A 2,250-nucleotide genomic window follows, 5' to 3' on the forward strand; every position below is an offset into this window, starting at 1 on the left:
CACGAGAACACATTGACGGACCGGAGGGCTCGCGCCCTGCCGCTAACAACAACCGCAAGAGATAGCGGAACGGCGCGAGCCGTCCGGTAGCAGCACGAGAACACATTGACGGACCGGAGGGCTCGCGCCCTGCCGCTAACAACAACCGCAAAAGATAGCGGAACGGCGCGAGCCGTCCGGTAGCAGCACGAGAACACATTGAGGGACCGGAGGGCTCGCGCCCTGCCGCTAACAAATAACACACGGTCTGTCGCCGGCGTCCGGGCGCACCCATCCCCAACGGCACCGACCGATTTCTTCAACCTTTGCCGCGAGGCTCGCCCATGATTTCTCGACGTAACGCACTCAAAACGACCGGATGCGGTTTCGGCTATCTGGCCTTCTCCGCACTGGCGACCCAGGCGGCGACCCGAGACTACAAGAATCCGCTCCGCCCGAAGGAGACCCATTTCGCACCCAAGGCGAAACGCGTGATCTTCTTGTGCATGCGGGGCGGTCCGTCGCACGTCGACACCTTCGATTACAAGCCGGAACTGGCGAAGTTCGACGGCAAGAGCCCCGGCGAGGCGGCCAAGGGACAGAATGCACAGAAGGGCCGCAAGCTGATGAAGTCGCCGTGGGAATTCAACCCGCACGGGGAAAGCGGGCTGCCGATCTCGACGCTTTATCCGCATCTGGCTAAACACGCCGACGACCTGTGTTTGCTGAACGGGTCGTACACCGACATCCCGAACCATCCCCAAGCACTGGTTCAGTTACACACGGGTAATTTCCAGTTTGTACGCCCTTCGATGGGCGCCTGGGTGCTGTACGGCTTGGGGACCGAGAGTCAGGACTTGCCGGGCTTCATCACCATCAAGCCACCCGCACGGCTCGGCGGGGCCCAAAACTACGGCAGCGCGTTTTTGCCGGCGGTCTATCAAGGCACGGCAATCAATGACGTGCGATCATCCGACGCGATCGGCAACATTCAAAACACCCGGTTCCAAGGCGACCTGCAACGCAAACAACTCGACTTGCTGCAATCGATGAACCGCAACGCGGCCGACAGGAACCCATCCAACAGCCAACTCGAAGGGGTGATCGAATCTTATGAACTCGGTTACCGGATGCAGGCGGCCGTTCCCGAAGTGATGGATCTTTCCGGGGAGTCGTCGTCGACGCTGAAGCACTATGGCATCGGCGATTCCAAGACCGACGAATTTGGACGACAGTGTTTGATGGCTCGTCGTTTTGCCGAAGCGGGCGTACGGTTCATCGAGTTGACGCACGAAGGCTGGGATCAACACAACGGCTTGAGGGCGAAACTGGCGTCCAATTGCAAGGCCACCGACCAGCCGATCGCGGCCTTGATCAGCGACCTAAAACAACGCGACATGCTCAAGGACACGCTGATCGTCTGGAGCGGCGAATTCGGTCGAACACCGGCGGTCCGCCGTGACGACGGACGCGACCACAATTCCACCGGCTTTACCGCGTGGATGTGTGGCGGCGGCGTGAAGGGCGGCCTGCGTTATGGATCGACCGACGACTTCGGGATCGCCGCGGTCGAGAACACGATGCACGTCCACGATCTGCACGCGACGACGTTGCATCTGCTCGGGCTCGACCACACCAAGCTCACGTATCGCTACGCCGGACGCGACTTCCGCTTGACCGACGTCTACGGACGCGTCGCCGACGAGATCATTGCGTAGGATCATGTCTCGCCCGGATGCGTCATGCGGTGGTAGGAAAATTTTGGAGGTAGGAAAATGGCTGACGAGCCGATTGCAGGAAATCCAAAACGCGTTCCCCAAAATCTTCCTACCCCAAAATCTTCCTACCTCCAAAATCTCCCTACCCCACCCCCCTACTCACTGCCTTTATTCATTGATCCAGCTCATGCACTTCGCCAGACACCTTCTCCTGCTCGTTGCCATCGTCATTGCAGCGCCCGCACGCGCCGATCGCGGGGACTGGGTGGAAGGCTCATCAGTGCAGAACGACGGGGCCAATCGCGAGCACTATAACCGAGCGGCGCTTTTGCCTTGGCACCATTTCATGGGCGATTGGCGGGATGCGAACGATACCGCGCAAGGCGATGTGGCGTATGCGGTGAGCGAAGTCATCGATGACGACACACGCAAATCGGTGCGCTGGGACGTCACGACGTTGGTGAAAGACTGGACGGCCAACAAGTTTCCAAACAAGGGACTGTTCTTGCGCGTCACTGACGGTCGGGGCCGGATCGTCTTCGCCAGTCGCGAA

The 2,250-nt window shown here is 60.0% G+C and carries 2 protein-coding genes; both read left to right on the plus strand.

Annotated features, from left to right (window positions below):
• The first annotated feature begins 323 nt into the window (after positions 1–323).
• Positions 324–1,697 (plus strand): DUF1501 domain-containing protein, encoded by a 1,374-nt coding sequence (locus tag ABX749_RS30265; protein ID WP_372899317.1) that lies wholly within the window; start codon positions 324–326, stop codon positions 1,695–1,697.
• A 73-nt stretch (positions 1,698–1,770) separates the two neighbouring features.
• Positions 1,771–2,250 (plus strand): disaggregatase related repeat-containing protein (locus tag ABX749_RS30270; protein WP_372899318.1); only part of this gene is annotated, 480 nt, incomplete at its 3' end.

The organism is Stieleria sp., from assembly GCF_041595215.1.
Lineage (GTDB): Bacteria > Planctomycetota > Planctomycetia > Pirellulales > Pirellulaceae > Stieleria > Stieleria magnilauensis.